This is a genomic window from Streptomyces sp. NPDC127100, assembly GCF_042724095.1.
In the GTDB taxonomy this organism is placed as follows: Bacteria; Actinomycetota; Actinomycetes; order Streptomycetales; family Streptomycetaceae; genus Streptomyces.
In genome coordinates, this window is the sequence record NZ_JBHXFL010000061.1 from 1 (window position 1) to 14857 (window position 14857).

Genomic DNA, 14857 nt, shown 5'->3' on the forward strand with positions numbered 1-14857 from the left:
GTCCGTCCTCGGGGGCGGGTGGCGGGGGCTGCCCGCGGGCGGGGGGGGCCTCGCTGGGGGGGGGGGCGGGGTGTCCACCCGCGCCCCCCCGCCCTTCTCGCACGGTGTCGCGCGGCTCAGCTGAAGGAGTCGCCGCAGGCGCAGGAGCCCGTCGCGTTCGGGTTGTCGATCGTGAAGCCCTGCTTCTCGATGGTGTCCACGAAGTCGATGGTGGCACCGCCCAGGTACGGGGCGCTCATGCGGTCGGTGGTCACCTTGACCCCGCCGAAGTCCTTCACAACGTCGCCGTCGAGCGAGCGCTCGTCGAAGAAGAGCTGGTAGCGCAGGCCGGAGCAGCCGCCGGGCTGGACGGCGACGCGCAGCGCCAGGTCGTCACGGCCTTCCTGGTCGAGCAGGGCCTTGACCTTGGCCGCGGCGGCGTCGGTCAGGATGATGCCGTCGGTGACGGTGGTGGTCTCGTCCGATACGGACATCTACATCTCTCCCGGGTTGTACGGAGACTGCTTGCCGACGGTTCCAACCGACGGGGCCGCGGATTCATTCCGGGACGGACCCGTGGTGTGCTCCTCGGCCTTCTCCTCATGCTCGCACATGCCCCGGAGCGCCGACAGCGGCTCGGCGGCCGGGATTCACGTCACATCGACATGATGGGCATCGTCAAAGTGACGTGAACCGGTTATGATATATAGCGTCAGTTAGACGAAAAGTAGAAAGGGTGCGTGTCGTGACCACCGCCCAACCCCAGGAGCTCGACGTGCAGCCGACGCCCCTCGCCCTGCTGCTGCTCGGCCGCGAGGCCGACCCGAGGAGCGAACGCGGCGTGGAGTGCCCCGGCGACCTGCCCTCGCCCTCCGACCCGGACCTGGTCGCGCGCGCCCGTGCGGCCAAGGAGAAGCTCGGGGACAAGGTCTTCGTCCTCGGTCACCACTACCAGCGCGACGAGGTCATCCAGTTCGCGGACGTCACGGGCGACTCCTTCAAGCTGGCCCGGGACGCCGCCGCGCGCCCGGAGGCCGAGTACATCGTCTTCTGCGGCGTGCACTTCATGGCGGAGTCCGCGGACATCCTGACCTCCGACGACCAGAAGGTGGTGCTGCCCGACCTCGCGGCCGGCTGCTCCATGGCGGACATGGCCACCGCCGAGCAGGTCGCCGAGTGCTGGGACGTGCTGACCGAGGCCGGGATCGCCGAGCAGGTCGTGCCCGTCTCGTACATGAACTCCTCCGCGGACATCAAGGCGTTCACCGGTAAGCACGGCGGCACCATCTGCACGTCGTCCAACGCCGAGCGGGCCCTGAACTGGGCCTTCGAGCAGGGCGAGAAGGTCCTGTTCCTGCCCGACCAGCACCTGGGCCGCAACACCGCGGTGCGGGACCTGGGCATGTCCCTGGAGGACTGCGTCGTCTACAACCCGCACCGGCCGAACGGCGGGCTGACGACGGACGAGCTGCGCGCCGCGAAGATGATCCTGTGGCGCGGTCACTGCTCGGTGCACGGCCGCTTCAGCCTCGACTCGGTGAACGACGTGCGCGAGCGCATCCCGGGCGTGAACGTGCTGGTGCACCCCGAGTGCCGGCACGAGGTCGTGGCCGCGGCGGACTACGTCGGCTCGACCGAGTACATCATCAAGGCGCTGGAGGCGGCCCCGGCCGGCTCCAAGTGGGCGATCGGCACCGAGCTGAACCTGGTCCGGCGGCTGGCGAACCGTTTCGCTCCGGAGGGCAAGGAGATCGTCTTCCTCGACCGGACGGTCTGCTTCTGCTCGACGATGAACCGCATCGACCTGCCCCACCTCGTGTGGGCACTGGAGTCCCTCGCCGAGGGCACCCTCGTCAACCGGATCGAGGTCGACAAGGAGACCGAGGCGTTCGCGAAGCTGGCGCTGGAGCGGATGCTGGCGCTGCCGTAGCCTCCGCCGTCCGGGCCGGCCGCGCGCCGGCCCGGACCGCCCGCCGGGCCGGGCTTCCGGCGGCCGTGCGGCCGGTCCTCAGGCCGGGTGGCCGCAGAAGGGCGCGGAGATGCTCAGTCCGCCGTCGACCACCAGGTTCTGGCCCGTGATGTACTCGGCGGCCGGCGACAGCAGGAAGTCCACGGCGTCGGCCACCTCCCGCGGCGAGCCGGCCCGGCCCTTGGGGATGTGCGGCACGATGTCGCCGTCCGTCAGGCCCGTGGCGCCGAGGTAGTGGCCCAGGGAGTCCGTCCGGATCATCCCTCCGGTCACCGCGTTCACGTTGACGCCCCTGGGGGCCAGTTCGGCCGCGAAGTAGCGCACCCATGCCTCCAGGGCCGCCTTCTGCGCCCCGATGGCCGCGTAGCCGGGCATGGCGCGTCCGGCGGCGAGGGACGAGACGGCCACGATCCGGCCGCCCCGGTCCATCAGGCGGACGGCGTGCTGCGCGGCGACCACGAAGGACTGGGAGTTCATGGCGTGGCTGCGGGCGAGATGGCGCAGCTCGACCTGGTCGACGCTCTTGGCGGGGCCCGCCGCGGCGTTGGCCACCAGGTGGTCGAGGCGTCCGTACCGGCGCTCGACGAACCCGAACAGCTCCCCCACCGCCTCGGGGTCCTCCACGTCCGCGCGGAACAGGCTGCCCTCGCCGCCGGCCTTCTCGACCTCCTCCAGCGCGCTCCGCGCCGCCTCCGCGTCCCGCTTGTAGTTGATCACCACGTGGCCGCCGCGGCGGGCGAGCGCGCAGGCCACCGCCCGCCCGATGCCCCGGGAGGCCCCGGTGACGACGCCGACCTCGCGCGGGTCGTCCGCCTCGGGCCGGGTCATGCCGCTCCCGCCAGCCCGGCGCCGAAGTCCTCCGGGGCGCACCAGCGCAGGACGGTCCCGCCGTAGCTCATGCCCGAGCCGAACGACACCAGCAGGACGTCGTCGCCCGGCCGCAGCCGCCCGGTGTCCACGGCGTCCGCGAGGGCCAGGACCACGCTGGACCCACTGGTGTTGCCCAGGCGGTCCGCCACCACGACGGCCTTCGACTCCGGCTGGCCCAGCTCGCGGATCAGCCGGCGCAGCAGGGTCGGGTTGGCCTGGTGGGTGACGATGAGGTCGACGTCGTCCAGTGTGGTGCCGGACGCCTTGACCACCTGCTCGGCGAAGTCGGGCACGACGTCCAGGGCGAAGTCGCGCACGCCCCTGCCGTCCATGCGCATGTAGTTGGGCCCGCTGAAGCGGTTGGGCAGGCCCCCGGGCGGGTCCTGACGCTCCGTGAAGGCGACGTCGTAGAGCTCCGGCTTGGTGCGCATCAGGGTGGGGCCGACGCCGCTGCCCTCCCGGCACTCCTCCAGCAGGTAGCAGCCGGCTCCGTCGCCGAAGATGGCGTGCCCAGTGCGGTCCTCCGGGTCCAGGCACTGGGCGACCGTGTCGGCGATGACGACGGCGACCCGGTGGTACTCCCCGGAGCGGATGTACTTCACGCCCACGTCCAGGGCGAAGACCCCGCCCGCGCAGCCGCCGGCGTTCACGTCGAAGCCCCGGATGTCGTACAGGCCCGCCTTGCGCAGCACGGCCGCCGCCATGGCGGGCAGCATGTGGTCGGGGGTCCCCGTGCAGCAGATGAGCAGGTCGATGGTCGCGGGGTCGACGTCGGCGCGCGCGCAGGCGTCCCGAAGTGCCTCGACCGCCAGGTCGGAGGTCAGCTGGCCGGGGCGGGCCACCCGGCGCGTATGAATTCCCAGTTTTTCTCGGATCCATTCGTCACTGGTGTCGAAGCGGGCGACGACATCCGCGTTCGACACTTCCAGGTCGGGAACGTAACGCCCTATCGACCGAATTCCCACGGGCATCGGAGTCGAATTTCGCACCGTCCGCACACTCCTCACGTAAATTGCGACATCGCGGGCAATCCCAAGAAATGCTTGCCGTATACGGGGCCCTCGACCACTATGGGTTCGCCCCTACCGCGGTTCTCCGCTTCCTTCCGAGGAAAGGCCTGCCATGCCCCGTCCCGTCGCTCTCGTCACCGGTGGAACCTCGGGTCTGGGTCTCGCGACCGCCGAGCGGCTGCTCGCCGACGGCATCCGGCCGGTGCTGCTCGGACGCTCCCGGGAACGGGGCGAGCGGGCGGTGCGACTGCTGGGCCCCGAGGCCGTGTTCGTGGCCGGGGACGTCGCCGTGGAGGGCGACGTGGAGCGGGCCGTCGGCGTCGCGGCCGAGCACGGGGCGCTGCGGGCCGCGGTGAACTGCGCCGGCCGGGCGCACGCGGCGCGGGTGGTGGGCCGCTCGGGCCCGCACTCGCTCAAGGAGTTCGCCGACGTGGTCGAGTCGAACCTCGTGGGCACCTTCAACGTGGTACGGCTGGCCGCCGAGGCGATGGCCCGCAACGAGCCCGTGGACGGGGAGCGGGGCGTCATCGTCAACACCGCCTCCATAGCGGCTTTCGACGGTCAGACCGGGCAGGCCGCCTACGCCGCCTCCAAGGCCGGGGTGGCGGGCATGACCCTGCCGCTGGCCAGGGATCTCGGCGGCATCCTGATCCGGGTGGTCACCGTGGCCCCGGGACTCTTCGACACTCCGGCGGCCGAGGTCCTGCCCGCCGACAAGAGGGCCGCGCTGGCCGGCGTCGTCCCGCATCCGCGCAGGTGGGGGCGGGCGGAGGAGTTCGCCGAGCTGGTGGTCCACATCCTCGCCAACCGCATGATCAACGGCGAGACCATCCGGCTGGACGGCGGCCTGCGCCTGCCGCCCCGCTGAGCGCGGCCCCCCGGACCGGGGTCCGCGCCCGGCGGGCGCGGACCGGCCCGGCGTCCGGGCGGCTACCACGCCACCGGCAGTTCCCGGCACCCGTACACGATGGCCCCGTCCCGCATCGGCACCTGCTCGGCGGGCACCGCCAGGCGCAGCCGCGGCAGCCGCTCGAGCAGCACCTGGAAGCCGATCCTCAGCTCGGCCCGGGCCAGTTGCTGGGCCACGCACTGGTGCACGCCGAAGCCGAAGGCGACGTTGCCGGAGGGCACGCGGGTGACGTCGAAGCGGTCCGGGTCCTCGAAGCGGCCGGGGTCCCGGTTGGCGGCGGGCAGCGACACGGTGACGGTCTGCCCGGCCCGCACGGTCCGCCCGCCGAGTTCCACGTCCTCCTTGGCGCCGCGCGAGATGCCGAACTGGATGACGGTCAGGTAGCGCAGGAGCTCCTCGACGGCGCCGTTCATGAGGGACTCGTCGGCGCGCAGGGCGGCCAGCTGGCCGGGGTGGGTCAGCAGGGTGTAGGTGCCCAGCGAGAACATGTTGGCGGTCGTCTCGTGGCCCGCGGTGAAAAGCTGGAACGCCACACTGGTCAATTCCACGTCGGTGAGTTCGGCCGACTGCACGAGTCCGCTCAGCAGGTCGTCGGCCGGCTCCTTCCGTTTCATGGCCACGACGTTCCCGAGGAATTCGAAGATGATGCGGTAGCACTCCTTCACCTCGTCGGCGGAGGAATCGATGCGAAGCATCTTCTCGGAGACCGGCTGTATTTCCTTCCAGTCGTCGTACCGGATTCCCAGCAGGTCGCAGATGACCCGGGACGGCAAAGGCATGGCGAACCCCGTGACGAGGTCGGCGGTGGCCGCGCCGTCCGCCAGCATCCCGTCGACCAGCTCGTGCGCGACCGCGGCGATCTTCGGTTCCATCTCGCGCATGCGCCGGGTGCTCAGCTCGCCCGTGAGCAGCCGGCGGTACTTGGTGTGCTCCGGGGGGTCCATGCCGACGAACATGCCCGGCACGTCCTCCTCGGGCGGCTGCCCGTCGCCGAGGACGTCGTGCACGGCGGAGTGCCGGATGCGCGGGTCGGAGCTGAACCGGGGGTCGGACAGCACCTGCCGGGCGAACTCGTGCCGCGTGACGATCCAGCCCTCGTGGCCGTCCGCGTAGGTCAGCGGGGCCACGGGGCAGCGCGAGCGCATCTCGGACAGCTCCGGCGGGGGATCCAGCGGGTGGACTCGCTCCGTCGGGATACGTGGGGCCCTGGCTCCCTGCTCGGTCATGCGCGCTCCTGGTTCGTGGTGCGGGCGCGGAGCAACTCCGCGGTACGGTCCGCGAGGGCCGTGCGCTCCTGCTCGGAGAGCAGGCCCTCGGGCGAGGTGATCTCGATGCTGAGCCGGCCGCCGTAGGAGGTCACGACGAACAGCAGCAGGCCGTGCATGGTGGTCGTGGTGTAGCCGCGGAAGTCCGTCACCCGGATCCCGGCGGGTGCCGTGAACTCGGGCAGCGGGCCGAGGTTGGTGACGACCAGGTCGACGGAGACGGGTTCGGCGGCCGCGAACTGGCCGGCCTGGAGGATGGCGCGCTCCGCCTCGCCGCTGTCGACGGCCTTGTCGAGCCGCTCCTTGATCACGCGGCCGACCTCGGTGGGGTCGGCGCCGCGGGGCACCGGGACCGACGTCTCCACGCCGCTGACGAAGTTGGTGGACTCCTCGACGGTCACTGGCGGATCGGTCCGGCCGCGCAGGTCCACCGGGCAGCCGCAGACCAGGTCGGGCGTGCCCGGCTCGGGCCGCCCCTCGCGGACCGCCACGGTCGCCGCGCCGGCCACGAAGGCGTGCACCGAGCATCCGTCGGCGCGCAGCGAGGCGCGCAGCGCGGAGGTCTCCCGCGCGTCGAGCCGCAGGCGCCCGGGCACCACCCGCAGCGGCTCCGGGGACGGCGCGGCGGCCAGTGCCGCGCGCAGCGCCGGCCGGTCCACGGCGGTCTCGTCGACGCCTGCCGGGCCGCGGGTCCTCAGCAGGGTCTCGGCGGACAGCTGGGCGGGGGCCCCGGGAGCCGCGTAGGGCGGTGTCCGGCCCTCGGTGAGCGCGGTGTAGTTGCGGCACAGCTTCTCCAGCAGGGTGACGCCGCCACGCCCGTCGATCATGCTGTGGTGCAGCACCAGGATGACGTGCGCGGCGTCCGGGCCGCGCACCAGGACGAGCCGGCACAGTCCGCGGCCGGAGTCCAGCGGGCGTGCCATTTCCGCCAGATAGGCCGATTCCCGCTGCGCGCCGTTTTCCGCGACGTCGAGGACGGTGGTCTCCGGCCGCTGTCCCGGCGGAATGCGGAAGAAATAGCCGCGCTCGTCCCGGCCGAGGCTTCCGTTCAGCAGCGGGACGGCGTCGCGGAGGGCGTCGAACGCCCGTATGAGCAGGTCGGTGTCGACGACGCCGTCCATCGCTATGGAATAAGAACCGGACCAGTCGACAAATGCGTGATAGGCCTCGCTGGGATCCAGATACCGCAGCCTCGACATCAAGCACTCATTCCCGTTGCGTCAATTCGAGCCGTGCGCCGCACGCCGGCTCTTTTCCGAAGTAAAGCGGGAAAAATTCTCGCCGCCCGCGCGGAACCAGTATTTCCGGACGCCGTCGGGGTGTCTTCGGCCTGAGTACCAGGGTCCCGGCCCGCCTCCCGGCGAGGCCGGTCGCCCATGATCCTGGACCATGGACCAGGTGGGGACCGGCCACCGCGGGGACGGTGCCGGCGTCAGGCGCTGCGGCGCCCCAGGGGGTGGCCGTAGGGGGCGGAGAAGGAGCCCAGGGCCGCGATCAGCTGGGTCCTGGTGCTGACCCCCGACTTGGACAGCACGTTGGAGACGTGGAACTTGACGGTCTTCTCGCTGACGGAGAGCGCGGCCGCGATGGCCTTGTTGGACAGCCCCTGGCACAGCAGGTTCAGGACGACGTTCTCCCGCTCGGTGAGCCGGTCCCGCAGGTGGTGGTCCACGCCCGGGGCCGCGTAGCCGGCCCGGATGGCCTGGAGCATGCACCCGGTGAGCTCCGGCGAGGCGTAGCCGCCGCCCGACATGACCACGTGCACCACGTGGACCAGCTCGTCGTTGGCCGCGTCCCGGTGGACGACGCCGGACACGTTGCCCCTGACGAGGTCGGCCAGCCGCTCCGGCGTCACCGTCTCGATGCCGTAGACCACGACGAGCGGGCCGTGGACCGCCCTGGCCAGTTCGTGCACCGCTTCGGCCAGCCCGGCCTCCAGCAGGACGACGTCGGGGCGGTGCTCCACGACCCGCTTCACCGCCTGCCGTTCGTCCGCCGCCTCGGCGAGCACGGTGATCCCCGCGTCCTGGGAGAGGAGCGTCCGTACACCGAATCTGGCGTGCGGGTGGCGGTCGCAGACGACCACCCGCACGGTGTCAGCTAGAGAATCGAACGACGCGTTGTGCGTATGGGCGACCGGCAATGCGCTCCCCTACCCCGTTATCGTTACTCTTCAGTAGCGTATGCGGGAGCGCAAAGAAACCTTTCCTCGGCCAAATGATCACTGCGCGGCGCCCCCATAACGACCGGAAGGCTAATCGAACGCCGGTGCCCCCACAAGGGATTCGACGATCGGCCCGGTTTCCGGCGTGCTCACGGGGGCGTACCGCGTCAGTCTTTCCCGTCCGCGTACCCGGCCTTTACCGTCCCGGTCACGGAAATGGCGCCGCACGGGCAGTTCTCCGAGGCGGTCCGTACCGAAAGTTCTCGGCCAGGTGGCGCGAATTGCGTCATCAGAACCACCGTTCCGTCACCGTCCCGCTGGTCGAACACGTCCGGAGCGCTCAGCGCGCACATGCCCGCGCCGCAACAGCGGTCGGTGTCCACCGAGATGCGCAGGCTCACGGGCACGCCACCGGCTTCCGGGGCCGCACCGCGCTCGCCGTCATCGGCATGTGGTTGGGGTTGACCGTGGCCCACGGCATCTCCTTGACGGCGACCCCGTCGGGGAGCGTCAGCCGCCAGCGGCGGACGATCATGCCCAGGACCACGTGCATCATCGCCCACGCGAACTGCTCCCCGATGCAGTGCCGGGGTCCCGCCCCGAAAGGCGTGTACGCGCCCTTCGGCAGAGCGGCGGCCGGCCGCTCCAGCCAGCGGTCGGGGTCGAAGCGCAGCGGATCGGGGAAGAGTTCGGGGTCCCGGTGCACGGCGTAGGGGCTGTAGAACAGCTCGGTGCCGGCCTTGACGTGTCCGCTGCCGAGGGGGAAGTCCCGCACGGCCCGCCGCGAGATGACCAGGATCGGCTGCCGCACCCGCATCAGCTCCTGGAGCACCCGGCGGCTGTAGGGCAGGCTGCCGACGTCGGCCATCGTGAAGTCCCGCTCGCCCACGACCTCCTCGGTCTCGGCGCGCACCCGCTCCTCGATCTCCGGGTGGCGGGCGAGTTCGTAGAACAGCCAGGCCATGGCCGTGGCGGCGGTCTCCGACCCGGCCATGGTGACCGACACGATCTGGTTGCAGAGCTCCTCGTCGGTCATCCCCTCCCCGGTCTCCTCGTCCCGGGCCGCCAGCAGCATGGCGAGCATGCCCGCCCGGCCGGGTTCGGCCGCCCCCTGCCGGTAGGCCAGCATGACGCGGCTGATGGCGTCGCGGAGCTGGGCGAAGGCCTTGTCGAACCGGCGGTTCATGGGCAGCGGCAGCTTCTCCAGCAGGTCGCCCGGCGACACCGTCCGCCACATGATGGCCTCCAGGACCACGGGCAGGATGCCCGCCAGTTCCTCGTGGGCCGCGCGGTCGACGACCGAGCCGAACATGGTGCGGGCCAGGATGTTGAACGTGATGTCCCGCATGGCCTTGTCGACCGGGATCGTGGCGCCCGCCCGCCAGCCGGCCGTCTTCTCCTGGGTGACCTCGCGCATCACCTCGACGTAGCGGGTGATCTCGTCCCGGTGGAACGAGGGCTTGATCATGGCCTGCTGACGGCGGTGCTCGTCGCCGTAGGCGTGGATCACGCCGTTGCCGGTCAGCGGCCGGACCTTGTCGTAGAACCGCCCCTTGTCCAGCAGGTCCTTGCGGTCCGTGAGCAGCGTGTGGATCAGCGGCGGCGAGGTCACGAACAGGGACGGCATGGGGCCGAGGTCGACCCGCACCAGATCGCCGTGGGCGCGCAGCGAGGTCAGGAATCCCAGCGGCCCGCGCATCAGGGCCACGGCGTGGCCCAGACCCGGGACCCGCCCCGGCGCGGTCGTGTACGAGGTGCTCACGCCGGGACCTCCTCGGCCCGCGGCAGCGAGCAGTACGCGCGGTCGCTGAAGACGGTGCGGTCCCGGTGCAGCGTCAGCACACCCGAACGCACCCCGTTCCACCGGTGGCCGGGGCCGTTGTACCGGGACGTCAGGTACGACCACTGCAGGTTGCCGGCCATCATGTGCCACAGCGCGTCCAGATAGGCGCGGACGTCCTCGCGCCGGCCCAGGTCGCTCGCCTCGATGGCCGCCCGCGCCGCCATGAACTCGGCCCGCTTGCCATCGACCAGGGCGAACAGGCGGTCCACGGCCTCCTGGAGACCGAGTCCCTCGCTCAGGCGCAGCACCGACAGGGCGTTGACGTAGTCGTCCATCATCGCCTCGGCCCGGAACGAGAACATGTCGTTGGTCAGCATGATGTGGACCAGGGCCGTGTCGACGATCCCGCGCAGCTCCGGGTGGCGGCGCAGGTCCTCGGTCAGGTCGATGCCCAGTCCGTACTCGCCGAGCACGAAGTACATGCCCATGCCCACGCTGTCCTTGCGGACCTCGATGTAGCTCTCGTAGTCGAACACCCGGTCCTCGGAGCGGGAGGTGATCTCGTGGACGCAGCCGGCGAGGAAGCGGCGGACCTCCCCCATGAACCGGTCCCACACCGTGGGCGGCATGTCCGCGCGCATGTCCTTCCACAGCCCGTGCAGCACCGAGCCCCACGCGAAGTCGGCGCCGTCGGCCTGGTCGTCGAGGATGCCCGCCACCCGGCGGAACGTCTCCTGGGCCGCCGCCGGGTCCTTGCCGATCTTGGCGCGGTCCACCATCGCGTTGTCGAAGACGGAGAGGTACTCGGTGTACTTGCACAGGTGGCGCAGCCGGTCCTCGCGGGCCGTCGGCAGCACCAGGCAGGTCCACAGGGAGGCGGTCTCCTCCAGGAGCAGTTCCATCTCCCGGGGGTCCGTCATCGCGAACCCCATGGCCTCCTTGACCCAGGCGTCCGACTCCGCGCGGATGTCGTCCGTACGCGGATGACTGCACGCGGGCAGCAGGTAGGGGAACTCGGGCAGGTAGATCTCCGTGCCGTACGAGAACGGCTTGGGAATGGTCGACATGGAGTCACTCACCTTTCACGGTGCACGGAGGTCGCCGCCAGCGCCTCCAGCTCGGTCAGCGCGGAGGGCTCCACACGGGCCCCGCGCAGTGCGCGGACCGCGCCGGCGTGCCGCTCGCGGATCATCCGCTCGACGACGGCCGGGGCTCCGGTCGCCCGCACCACCTCCCGCAGTTCGGTGAGGCCGTCCAGGTCCAGCCGGTCGTCCCCGTAGAGCAGGTCCAGCCGCGCGCGCCGAGCGGCGTCGGCGCGCTCACGGGCCACGGCGATCAGGGCGGTGGGCTTGCCCTGCCGTGCGTCGTCCGAGGGTTCCTTGCCGGTCAGCTCGGACGCCCCGAACAGCCCGATCAGGTCGTCGCGGAGCTGGAAGGCCTCGCCCAGCAGCAGTCCGAACGTGTCGTACGCCGCCAGCAGTTCGCCGTCGGCGCCGGCGAGGGCGCCGCCGATCTGGAGGGGGTAGCGGACGGTGTAGCTCGCCGTCTTGTGCCGGATGATCTTCAGCGCGTCGTCGAGGCGTCCGCTGCGGGTCTCGCCGACCAGGTCGAGGTACTCCCCGTAGACCGCCGACTGGCGCAGGCGGGTGAACAGCCGCCTGGCGGTCTCGCGCCGGGTGACGAGCGGGCTGTTGTGGAACAGCTCCTCCGACCAGATCAGGCAGGCGTCCCCGACGAGCAGCGCGCCGCTCTGCCCGAACGTCCGGCTCTCGCCCGGCCAGTCCTGCTCGGCGTGCCACTTGTCGAGGGACAGGTGGACGGTGGGCCGGCCGCGCCGCAGGTCGCTGTTGTCGATGATGTCGTCGTGGATCAGGGCCGCGGTGTGGAAGAGCTCCAGCGCCGCGGCCACGGTGATGACCTCGGGGTCGTCCGGGGGCCCGCCGGCGCCCCGCCAGCCCCAGTAGCAGAACAGCGGGCGGATCCGCTTCCCCCCGTCGAGCGTGAAGTCGCGCAGCAGCGCCAGTGCCGTGCGGGCCGCCGGGTCGGACTCCCCGGCGAGCCGCTCCCGCAGGAAGGCGTCGAGGCTGCCGTTGACCCGCCCGGTGACCGCCGCGCTCTCCGTCAGCGCGTCGGTGACGGTCACTTGTCGCGCCTGACGACCTTCATGGGCAGCTCCCCGGGGACCAGGGCGCCCATGGCTATCGGCTTCACCGGCTCGCCGGTGATCGGCTGCACCGTCCACTGCTGCATGAGGGTGGCGAGGACGGTCTGGGTCTCGAACCACGAGAAGGACTCGCCGATGCAGTTGCGGACGCCCGCGCCGAACGGCATGAACGCGCTGCGCGGCACCTGCCTGGCCCGCTCCGGCAGCCAGCGGTCGGGGTCGAACGCCTCCGGGTTGTCGTACGTCTTCGGGTCGTGGTGGACCGCGTAGATGGAGTAGAGGACCTCGGTGCCCGCCGGGATGAGGTGACCGCCGAGTTCCGTGTCCTGCACGCACTTGCGGCCCAGGGCCCACACCGGCGGGTAGATCCGCAGCGCCTCCTGGATGACGCGCCGGGTGTAGTCCAGGTCGCGCAGGTCGCCGGCCTCGACCGGGCGGTCGCCGACCACCTTGTCGACCTCCTCCTGCATCCGGCGCTGCACCTCGGGGTGGCGGCCGAGCAGCATGCAGGTCCAGCTCATGGCGCTCGGCGTGGTCTCGGACCCCGCCGTCAGGAGCGTCATGAACTCGTCCTGGATCTGCTTGTCCGTCATCTCCTTGTTGCCGCCGGCCTGCGCCGCGAAGAGCAGCGTCATCAGGTCGTCGGCCTGGTCGCCGGCGCCCTTGGCCCGGTAGTCGGCGATGATGCGGCGCCCCATCGAGTAGAGCCGGCCGATGGCGCCGTGGAACTCGCGGCTGGACTGGGTGGGGATGCGGTCCAGGAGGGCCGGCGGGATGGCCGCGCGCTTCTCGACGCCGGAGATCACGACGGGCATCGACCTGTACACCTCGGCCACGTCCTGCTCCACCATGTCGGTGGAGAACAGCGCCTTGATGACGATGCGCACGGCCAGTTCGTAGAACATGTTGTACATGCCGACGCGCTGGCCGTCGCGCCAGGTGCCGAAGACGTCGGTGGCCGACTCGCGCATGACGTCGACGTAGGTGCCGATCTTCTCGTGGTGGAAGGCCGGCTGCATCAGCAGACGCTGCCTGCGGTGGAAGTCGCCCTCGGACAGCAGGATGCCGTTGCCGAGGAGCGGACGGGCCTGGTCGAACTGCATGCCCTTCTCGAAGGACTTGGACTTGCGGACGAGGATGTCGTAGAGCATGTCGTGGTCGCTGACCACGTAGGCCTGCTTGGTGCCGAGCCGGATCCGTACCAGGCCGCCCTGCTCACTCACGCTCTGGAAGAACCGCAACGGGTTGCGGAACATCTGAACGGCGTGGCCCGCGAGCGGAATGCGTCCCGGCATGGGGGGAACGGACGGTGCGGCGGTCGCGAGAGCCATGTTGTTCTTGCCTCCGTGGGGTGGGACGGCGGGTGGATGAACGGCGTGGCCCGGGTCAGGACCAGGTGACCGGCAGCTCGGCGAGGCCGCGGAAGACGAAGCCGCCCGGCAGGTACCGCGGCGCGAAGCCGTCGGCGAGGCGCAGTCCGGGGAGCGTCCGGACCAGGGTCTCCAGGGCGATCCCGGCCTCCAGGCGGGCGAGGGCCGCGCCCACGCAGAAGTGGATGCCGTGGCCGAACCCCAGGTGCCGGGGCGGGCCCTGGCGGTCGAGCCGGAAGGTGTCCGGGTCCTCGACCCACTCGGGGTCGCGTCCCGCGGCCGCGAACATCACCCGCAGCCGGGCCCCTTCGGGGATCTCGGTGTCACCGACGCGCTTGGCGCGGGTGGCCACCCGGGGGGCGCCCTGCACCGAGGAGTCGAAGCGCAGGGTCTCCTCCACGGCCGCGCCGGCCAGGCCCGGGTCCTTGACGACCGCTTCCCACCGGTCGCGGTCCCGCAGCAGCTGGTGGACCGCGTTGGAGATCAGGTTGGTGGTGGTCTCGTGCCCCGCCGCGATCATCACGCGCAGGGCGACAACGGCGTCCTCGACCGTGCACACCGGGTCGTCCGCGTCGGCGGCCCGCACCAGTTCGGTCAGCAGGTCGTCGGCCGGTTCGCGGCGGCGGCGCTCCAGCAGGTCGAGGACGTACTTCTCGTAGGTGACCACGTTGCCGGCGCAGTGCACCTGCTGCTCCGGGGGGAGCGGGACGACCTGGAGGGCGAGCCAGTCGTTGTTCCAGGCCTTGACCGTGGCCCGGTCCTCCTCCGGGATGCCGATGATGTCGCAGATCACCGTCATGGGGAGCGGATAGGCGAACTCCTGGAGGAGGTCGCAGCCGTCCTTCGCCGCGATGTCGGCGGCCAGCCGGGCGGCGATCTCCCGGATCGAGGCCTCGCGGCGGCGCAGGACGCGCGGGGAGAAGAACTCGCTGACGAGGTTGCGGAACCGGGTGTGGGCCGGCGGGTCGACGTTGTAGAGGGCGACCCGGAAGAACAGCGAGGCGTCGAGGATCTCCTTCGCCTCCGGGCAGAAGGGGTAGGAGCCGTCGAGGTTGTAGCGGCTGGTGAAGTCCTCGTGGTCCCGTTGCACGGCCTCGATCTCGGCGCGTCCCGTGACGATCCACTCGTCCAGCGCGGTCTGGTGGGCGACCGGCTGTTCCTGCCGTGCGCGGGCGAACGCCGCGTAGGGACAGGCGGTGTACTCCGGGGACATCGGGTCGAAGAGTTCTGCCGCGGAAGTGTCGGTCGACATCGGGAGCGCTGGCCTCCTGCTGCGAGGCGGTGGACCGGTCGCCGGTGGGCGGCGGGATCCTGTCCGCATGATCGGGTCTCAGGATCACCGACCGGCTCCGGGGGTGTCTTCCGCCGAGAGG

The 14857-nt window shown here is 71.2% G+C and carries 14 protein-coding genes; 2 read left to right on the forward strand and 12 right to left on the reverse strand.

Going from position 1 to position 14857, the window contains the following annotated elements:
• Positions 1-116: 116 nt before the first annotated feature.
• The gene (locus ACFWJB_RS32740; protein WP_030405042.1) at positions 117-473 is read right to left on the reverse strand and encodes an iron-sulfur cluster assembly accessory protein; all 357 of its coding nucleotides are present in this window, start codon (positions 471-473) and stop codon (positions 117-119) included.
• A gap of 251 nt (positions 474-724) precedes the next feature.
• On the opposite strand from ACFWJB_RS32740, the gene nadA reads away from it, so the two are divergent.
• Positions 725-1909 carry a quinolinate synthase NadA gene (gene nadA / locus ACFWJB_RS32745; RefSeq protein ID WP_385466093.1) on the forward strand — a complete coding sequence of 395 codons (1185 nt, stop codon included), beginning with the start codon at positions 725-727 and terminating at the stop codon, positions 1907-1909.
• A gap of 78 nt (positions 1910-1987) precedes the next feature.
• Here the strand turns inward: nadA and ACFWJB_RS32750 are convergent, their stop codons facing one another.
• Positions 1988-2776, reverse strand: coding sequence for an SDR family oxidoreductase (locus ACFWJB_RS32750; protein ID WP_385466090.1), 789 nt, complete (start codon positions 2774-2776; stop codon positions 1988-1990).
• Positions 2773-3789, reverse strand: coding sequence for a 3-oxoacyl-ACP synthase III family protein (locus tag ACFWJB_RS32755; protein WP_385466087.1), 1017 nt, complete (start codon positions 3787-3789; stop codon positions 2773-2775). The genes ACFWJB_RS32750 and ACFWJB_RS32755 overlap by 4 nt, the downstream gene beginning before the upstream one ends.
• Before the next feature lie 151 nt (positions 3790-3940).
• On the opposite strand from ACFWJB_RS32755, the gene ACFWJB_RS32760 reads away from it, so the two are divergent.
• A complete protein-coding gene (locus tag ACFWJB_RS32760; RefSeq protein WP_386926773.1) occupies positions 3941-4696 on the forward strand; it encodes an SDR family NAD(P)-dependent oxidoreductase in 756 nt (251 codons plus the stop codon).
• Positions 4697-4758: 62 nt separating this feature from the next.
• Here ACFWJB_RS32760 and ACFWJB_RS32765 read toward each other — a convergent pair whose 3' ends face one another.
• The 9 genes from ACFWJB_RS32765 to ACFWJB_RS32805 all read right to left on the reverse strand — a co-directional run bounded on the left by ACFWJB_RS32765 (position 4759) and on the right by ACFWJB_RS32805 (position 14736).
• Positions 4759-5964 (reverse strand): cytochrome P450, encoded by a 1206-nt coding sequence (locus ACFWJB_RS32765; RefSeq protein ID WP_385466081.1) that lies wholly within the window; start codon positions 5962-5964, stop codon positions 4759-4761.
• Positions 5961-7202 (reverse strand): hypothetical protein, encoded by a 1242-nt coding sequence (locus ACFWJB_RS32770; RefSeq protein ID WP_386926775.1) that lies wholly within the window; start codon positions 7200-7202, stop codon positions 5961-5963. Before ACFWJB_RS32770 ends, ACFWJB_RS32765 begins: the two co-directional genes overlap by 4 nt.
• Positions 7203-7435: 233 nt before the next feature.
• Entirely contained in the window at positions 7436-8095 is a 660-nt protein-coding gene (locus ACFWJB_RS32775) for a LuxR C-terminal-related transcriptional regulator (RefSeq protein WP_386926777.1), read from the reverse strand.
• Between the two features lie 239 nt (positions 8096-8334).
• Positions 8335-8568 carry a ferredoxin gene (locus tag ACFWJB_RS32780; RefSeq protein ID WP_385466072.1) on the reverse strand — a complete coding sequence of 78 codons (234 nt, stop codon included), beginning with the start codon at positions 8566-8568 and terminating at the stop codon, positions 8335-8337.
• On the reverse strand, positions 8565-9929 hold the full coding sequence (locus tag ACFWJB_RS32785) for a cytochrome P450 (RefSeq protein ID WP_386926780.1): 1365 nt from the start codon (positions 9927-9929) through the stop codon (positions 8565-8567). The genes ACFWJB_RS32780 and ACFWJB_RS32785 overlap by 4 nt, the downstream gene beginning before the upstream one ends.
• Positions 9926-11017, reverse strand: a complete 1092-nt coding sequence (locus tag ACFWJB_RS32790) for a terpene synthase family protein (RefSeq protein ID WP_385466066.1) — start codon at positions 11015-11017, stop codon at positions 9926-9928. The genes ACFWJB_RS32785 and ACFWJB_RS32790 overlap by 4 nt, the downstream gene beginning before the upstream one ends.
• 8 nt (positions 11018-11025) lie before the next feature.
• Entirely contained in the window at positions 11026-12093 is a 1068-nt protein-coding gene (locus ACFWJB_RS32795; RefSeq protein ID WP_385466063.1) for a polyprenyl synthetase family protein, read from the reverse strand.
• Positions 12090-13445, reverse strand: a complete 1356-nt coding sequence (locus ACFWJB_RS32800) for a cytochrome P450 (protein WP_386926783.1) — start codon at positions 13443-13445, stop codon at positions 12090-12092. Before ACFWJB_RS32800 ends, ACFWJB_RS32795 begins: the two co-directional genes overlap by 4 nt.
• Positions 13446-13500: 55 nt before the next feature.
• On the reverse strand, positions 13501-14736 hold the full coding sequence (locus tag ACFWJB_RS32805) for a cytochrome P450 (protein WP_385466057.1): 1236 nt from the start codon (positions 14734-14736) through the stop codon (positions 13501-13503).
• Positions 14737-14857: the final 121 nt, after the last annotated feature.

Coding starts and splice junctions, on each gene's coding strand:
- ACFWJB_RS32755 (WP_385466087.1), bottom strand. CDS start 3,789: ATGCCCGTGGGAATTCGGTCGATAGGGCGTTACGTTCCCGACCTGGAA.
- ACFWJB_RS32750 (WP_385466090.1), bottom strand. CDS start 2,776: ATGACCCGGCCCGAGGCGGACGACCCGCGCGAGGTCGGCGTCGTCACC.
- ACFWJB_RS32740 (WP_030405042.1), bottom strand. CDS start 473: ATGTCCGTATCGGACGAGACCACCACCGTCACCGACGGCATCATCCTG.
- ACFWJB_RS32770 (WP_386926775.1), bottom strand. CDS start 7,202: ATGTCGAGGCTGCGGTATCTGGATCCCAGCGAGGCCTATCACGCATTT.
- ACFWJB_RS32790 (WP_385466066.1), bottom strand. CDS start 11,017: ATGTCGACCATTCCCAAGCCGTTCTCGTACGGCACGGAGATCTACCTG.
- ACFWJB_RS32800 (WP_386926783.1), bottom strand. CDS start 13,445: ATGGCTCTCGCGACCGCCGCACCGTCCGTTCCCCCCATGCCGGGACGC.
- ACFWJB_RS32765 (WP_385466081.1), bottom strand. CDS start 5,964: ATGACCGAGCAGGGAGCCAGGGCCCCACGTATCCCGACGGAGCGAGTC.
- ACFWJB_RS32760 (WP_386926773.1), top strand. CDS start 3,941: ATGCCCCGTCCCGTCGCTCTCGTCACCGGTGGAACCTCGGGTCTGGGT.
- ACFWJB_RS32805 (WP_385466057.1), bottom strand. CDS start 14,736: ATGTCGACCGACACTTCCGCGGCAGAACTCTTCGACCCGATGTCCCCG.